The organism is Actinomadura sp. NPDC049753, from assembly GCF_040674655.1.
GTDB lineage: Bacteria > Actinomycetota > Actinomycetes > Streptosporangiales > Streptosporangiaceae > Spirillospora > Spirillospora verrucosospora.
This window is the reverse complement of sequence record NZ_JBFARL010000328.1, coordinates 1-5,144: the sequence shown is the minus strand read 5'-3', so window position 1 is coordinate 5,144 and position 5,144 is coordinate 1. Positions and strand designations below refer to the sequence as shown.

The window sequence follows — 5,144 nt, the reverse complement described above, 5'->3', positions numbered from 1 at the left end:
GACCTCGCGCTGATGAAGTTCAAGAGCGCGAGCAGCCCGTTGCGGCCGAGGGGGCCGAGCGGCTGCCGCGCGACCCGCAGTGTGGCCTCGACCTCGTCGAGGCGGTCGCCGAAGTCTTCGACCGGGACGCCGAGCGCCGCCCACCGCCGCAGGACGCGGTCCGGCGTCCGGTAGCAGGTGCCGCTGTTGACGACGGTCGTCCCGCCGACCGCGCGGCCCTGGGGCAGCAGCACCGGGGGGCGGCCGAGCGCGACGGTGGAGCCGCCGTCCCGGTACAGGTCGAGGAACCGGTCGAGCGGCGGCCGGTCGCGGAACTCGGCCACGGTGAACCGCCGGCCCTCCTCCAGGACCACCACCGACATGCCGCGCCGGGCGAGGGTCCGCGCCGCCATCGCGCCGCCCGCGCCCGAGCCGATCACGACGGCGTCGGCGGTCGCGCAGGCGGGCCAGCCGTCCGAGGGCGTGCAGTCCAGCGGAGCGTCGGGGCGCGGGTCGCCGGAGGCCGGAGGGAGCGGCAGCAGCTCGGTGCCGGCGGCGAGCAGCAGGGGGATCTTCAGCGCCTCCACGAGCCGCGCCGCCGGTTCGCGGGAGGTCAGCAGGGCGCAGAACGCGTCGCGGCGGTCGGGGTCCAGCCCGTCCAGCGGGTGACCGGTGGCGAGCCGGGACAGCGCGTCCAGCGTGCCCGCGCCCGCGCGCAGGCCGAGCCGCGCGGGCGCCGGGAGCGCCCGGCCGATGGCCTCCGCGCGGGCGGACACCCGCGCCAGGTCGCCGGCGTCCTCGATGCCGAGCAGCGCGGCGACCGTGCCGGTCATCGCGCTCACCGCAGCCCCACCTCCGCGTGGCCGGTGCCGTCCAGCCGCCATTCGCGCTCGGTCTCCCAGCCGCGTCCGGCCCGCCGGGCCAGCGCGATCCGGACGTCGGCGCGCTCGGAGTTGTGGCAGACGGCCGGCGCGCCGTCCGGGTCGGCGTAGTCGACCGCGACGGTCTCCCCGGGCGGCAGCGCCACCCGCACGTGGAGGCGCCTGTCGCCGATGCGGCCGTGGACCGTCCAGACCGGCAGGCCGATGTCGGCGCGGAGCCGCAGGGCCGCGAGCAGCGGGTCGCCGGTGGGCAGGTCGGCGCCGTCCACCCGGAGCCGGACGAACGGCAGCGGGGGGAGCCGGTCCAGCCCCGGACGCGTCGACACCGCCGCCACGATCTCGCACACGTCGCCATCGCCGAGGTCGGCGTGCAGCCACGCCCAGCGCCGCGCGTTCCCGTGCCCGTAGATGCGGGCGGACGCGCCGGGCGCGGCGGCCAGGTCGAGGACGCGGTCGCCGAACCGCACCACGCCGTCGTACGACGCGGCGGGCTTCGGAACGATCTGCGCGGCGGGCAGGAGCTCCGACTCCCACGCCCAGCGCGGGAACGTGTACAGGGGCGCTCCGCCTCCCGACTCGCGCAGGTCCGAGGTGACGGCCCCGGCCGTGCCGGTGAGCCGCCCGGCGGTCTGCTCGACGGGCCCGGCGGCGAACACGGCGTCCTCCGGGGGACTCCACTTCTCCGGGCCGAACCGTCCGAGCACCGGCGCCTCGCCGGGAGGGAAGACGGCGGCCCAGCCGTGGGCCCGCGCGGCGCCCGCGTCCGCCGCGCCCCTGTCCGGCGCGACCAGCTCATGGTGGACCCAGACGCCGGTCCCGGTCGCCGGGTCGGTCAGCGTCGTGTACCAGACCTCCAGCCGTCCCGCCTGCCCGCGCCAGCGCGACCGCAGGGGATCGGGCCCGGGGAAGCGGAAGCCGCCGAGGAAGCGGGCGAGGTCGCGGCGCAGGTCGAAGCGCAGCCGCGCCTCGCCCACCACGGCCCCGTCCTCGCCGGTCACCGTGAGCGGCAGGAACGTCATCGACCGGACGGGGCGCCGCGGGCTGACGGTCTTCCAGCCGTCCAGGCGCAGCCGCCGCCCGTCGCCGGCGGTGAAGCCCAGCGTGTAGCGGATCCGGCGCGCCGCCATCGGCGCCACCCGCAGCCGCCCGGACGCCGCCGGGTCGTCCGCCCAGCCCGGCACGCGGACGCGTCCGGTCAGGGCCCCCTCCGCATCGCCCCAGGGGCGCAGGACGCCCGGCAGGTCGGCGGTCAGCTCCAGCCGCATCGGGCGGTCGCGGTCCTCCCCGGCGAGCCGCAGCGACCCCTCCATCACCTCGGCGAAGACCGTGCGCCGCGCGCTCACCGCAGGCCCCGCATGACCGACTCGGTCTCGGTGAAGTACGCGCCCGCCGCGTCGCGGGCCCGCGCGGCGTCGCCGTCGCACAGGGCGTCGACCAGGGGGGCGAGCCGGTCCGCGGCCGCCGCCGGGTCGGCGAAGGCGTGCGTGAAGCCCTCCCGGACGGCGAGGTAGGCGTTCAGCAGGGCGTTGACCATGAACCCGTAGACCCGGTTGCCGGTGGCCGCCGCGATGACCCGGTGGACCTCGCACTCGGCCAGCTGGGCCTCGTCGGCTCCGGCGGCGTCCCTGACCCGCGCGGCCAACTCCCGGAGCCGGGCCCGCTGCTCGCCGGTGGCGTGGATCGCCGCCTTGGCCGCGACCTGCGCGCCGACCTCGCGCCGCACCTCGAAGATCTCCGCCATCCAGGCCGTGCCGACGGTGCTGACCAGCATCGGCAGCAGTTCGGGTCCGCCCAGCCGCTCGTAGTCGCGGACACGCGTCCCCACGCCGTGCCGCGTCTCCAGCAGGCCGGCCTGCGCGAGCCGGACGATCGCGTGCTTGAGCGACGTCCGGGTGACCGCGTAGCCGGCGGCGAGGTCCCGCTCCGGCGGCAGGTAGGAGCCGGGCGGGTAGCGGCCGCCGAGCACGTCGTCGCGCAGCCGGTCGACGAGCGCGTCGACGACCGTGTCGCGGGGGATCGGGGAGGACGGCACCGGTGACCTCCAGAGGGTGAGTGGATGAGCCACTGGACCACGTCGGGGGCTCTGCCGTCAAGACCGTGGCAGGGTGGGGGCATCACGAGAAGGGATGAGACATGGTCGGCACGCTCGACTGGGGGCCCGCGAACGAACGGCGCGACCTGCTGGCGGCCCCGGTGGCCGCGGCGATCGGCGGCCTTCCCGGCGCGGAGGTCGCCGGGATCGACCCAGACCTGGCCGACACGGCGGCGTTCTGCGAGCGCTACGGCGTCCCCCTCGACGTCAGCGCCAACTGCGTGGTCGTCGCCGCCAAGCGCGGGGGCGAGGTCGCCTACGCCGCCTGCATGGTCCTCGCGACCGGCCGCGCCGACGTCAACGGCGTGGTCCGCAAGCACCTGGGCGCCCGGAAGGTCTCCTTCGCGCCGATGGCCGACGCCACGTCCCTGACCGGCATGGAGTACGGCGGCATCACCCCGGTCGGCCTCCCCGCGGGCTGGCCGATCCTCGTGGACGAGGCCGTCGCCGCCGCCCCGCACGTCGTCATCGGCAGCGGCCTGCGCAAATCGAAGGTCCTCGTGACGGGCAAGGCCCTCGCCGGGCTCCCCGGAGCGGAGGTCATCGCTCTGGCGCAGTAAGGGGTCGGGCCGGGAAGCCGCTACCGTGCCGGGATGGTCTCCCCGATCCTGCGCCGCGCGCTGACCGAACCGGGGCTCCGTCCCCTGCCGGAGCGGGCCGCCCGCCTCCTGGAGGAGCTCGACGCCCCGCCCCGGCTGGCCGCCCACCTGCGGGCCGTCCACGACGTGGCCGCCGACCTGGTCGACTGGGCGCACGAGCGCCGTCCCGGACTGGCCGTGGACGCGGAGGCCGTGCTGTTCGGTGCCGCCACCCACGACATCGGCAAGGCGCTGCACCCGGCCGAGCTGTCCGGCCCCGGCGCCGAGCACGAGCGCGCCGGGCACGCGCTGCTCCGGGAGCGGGGCGTCGAGGAGCGGCTGGCGCGCTTCGCCCGCACCCACTCGTCCTGGAACGACCCCCGCGCCGGCGTCGAGGACCTGCTCGTCAGCCTCGCCGACGCGATCTGGAAGGGCCGGCGAGTCACCGACCTCGAACAGCGCCTCGTGGAGGTGCTCGCCGCCGCGTCCGGCCAGGCGGAATGGGAGGCCTTCATGGACCTCGACGAGGTCTGCGACCGGATCGCCGCGGGGGCCGACCGGCGGCTGTCCTTCCAGTCCTCCTACCCCGTGGGCGGCGGGACCGAGTCCACGGCGTAGCGGACGCCGCCGACCGCCTCCGCGCGGTCGAGCAGGCGCCGGTTGGCGGCGAGCATCTCCGCGACGGACGCGCACCCCGGTGAGGCGGTGCGCAGCACGCCGAACAGGACGGGATCGTCCGGCGCCCTCAGCATCGGGACAGGACCGACCCGCAGCGCCTTGACCACGATGACGCCGCCGAGGCCGAGATCCGCCGCGGTCATGCCGGCGACCGTCGACCCGATCAGCGCGGCGGCCGCGGGGCCGGGAAGCAGGACGATGCCCCACGGGTGCGGGCGCGCCCACTCGCCGAGCGCGATCAGCTCCTCCACGTCGGGTCGCATCCGGTCGGCGAAGTCGGCGTAGGAGAGCTCCTCGGTCTCCGCGGTGCCGGAAGGGGGCTCGCCCCGGCCGTACAGCACGGCCTTGGCCTCGTACGCCCAGCCGTCTTCCGAGGGCTTGACCTGGCCCGAGATGTGCTCGGCCTGCGTCTGCGTCTCGCGCTGGACGCGCAGGAGGTCCGCGGCGTCCCGGCACGGGATCGTGCAGCTCAGCACCCGCTCCGGGGCCGGGACGAGCCGCAGCGTCGCCGCGGTGATGACGCCGTGCCGGCCGAGCCCGCCGCGGACCGCGTCGAAGACGTCGGGGCGGACGCCGGGGGAGCAGGCGACGAGCTCCCCGTTCACCACGACCTCCAGCGCGAGGACGTTCTCTGCCTGCGTCCCGTACCGGTGGGACGTCCCGCCGAGGCCGCCGGCGGAGATCGTTCCGCCGACCGTGACGTCGAGGTGGTCGGTCAGCACGGGCGGGGTCAGCCCGAGCGGCAGCGTCGCGGCGAGGACCGCGCGCCAGCTCGTCCCCGCGCCGACGACCGCGCGGTCGGGACCGACCTCGTGCACGCCCGCGAGCCCGCCGAGGTCGAGCGAGACGCCCGCGGTCAGGGACTGCCCGTAGGTGGAGTGCCCGAGGCCGCGCGGCACCGCCTCAAGGCCGCGCGCGGCGGCCTCGCGGACCGCC

The 5,144-nt window shown here is 77.0% G+C and carries 6 protein-coding genes; 2 read left to right on the top strand and 4 right to left on the bottom strand.

Going from position 1 to position 5,144, the window contains the following annotated elements; translation table 11 throughout:
* From AB0K37_RS40015 to AB0K37_RS40005, 3 genes are all read right to left on the bottom strand, one after another.
* Nucleotides 1–812 (bottom strand): GMC family oxidoreductase N-terminal domain-containing protein (locus tag AB0K37_RS40015; protein WP_363990871.1); only part of this gene is annotated, 812 nt, incomplete at its 3' end.
* Nucleotides 813–817: 5 nt separating this feature from the next.
* Nucleotides 818–2,203, bottom strand: coding sequence for a hypothetical protein (locus AB0K37_RS40010; RefSeq protein WP_363990868.1), 1,386 nt, complete (start codon nt 2,201–2,203; stop codon nt 818–820).
* Nucleotides 2,200–2,892 carry a GntR family transcriptional regulator gene (locus tag AB0K37_RS40005; RefSeq protein ID WP_363990865.1) on the bottom strand — a complete coding sequence of 231 codons (693 nt, stop codon included), beginning with the start codon at nt 2,890–2,892 and terminating at the stop codon, nt 2,200–2,202. The genes AB0K37_RS40010 and AB0K37_RS40005 overlap by 4 nt, the downstream gene beginning before the upstream one ends.
* Nucleotides 2,893–2,993: 101 nt before the next feature.
* Between AB0K37_RS40005 and AB0K37_RS40000 the strand changes: the two genes are divergently transcribed.
* Both AB0K37_RS40000 and AB0K37_RS39995 read left to right on the top strand, forming a co-directional pair.
* Nucleotides 2,994–3,512 (top strand): YbaK/EbsC family protein, encoded by a 519-nt coding sequence (locus AB0K37_RS40000; RefSeq protein WP_363990862.1) that lies wholly within the window; start codon nt 2,994–2,996, stop codon nt 3,510–3,512.
* Nucleotides 3,513–3,545: 33 nt separating this feature from the next.
* Nucleotides 3,546–4,148, top strand: coding sequence for an HD domain-containing protein (locus AB0K37_RS39995; protein ID WP_363990859.1), 603 nt, complete (start codon nt 3,546–3,548; stop codon nt 4,146–4,148).
* On the opposite strand, the gene AB0K37_RS39990 is transcribed toward AB0K37_RS39995, so the two are convergent.
* Nucleotides 4,112–5,144 (bottom strand): FAD-binding protein (locus AB0K37_RS39990; protein ID WP_363990856.1); only part of this gene is annotated, 1,033 nt, incomplete at its 5' end. The two genes, AB0K37_RS39995 and AB0K37_RS39990, sit on opposite strands and share 37 nt — an antisense overlap.

What these genes read in the sequence shown, in the direction of transcription:
- AB0K37_RS40000 (WP_363990862.1), top strand. Translation starts at nt 2,994, where the DNA reads ATGGTCGGCACGCTCGACTGGGGGCCCGCGAACGAACGGCGCGACCTG.
- AB0K37_RS39995 (WP_363990859.1), top strand. Translation starts at nt 3,546, where the DNA reads ATGGTCTCCCCGATCCTGCGCCGCGCGCTGACCGAACCGGGGCTCCGT.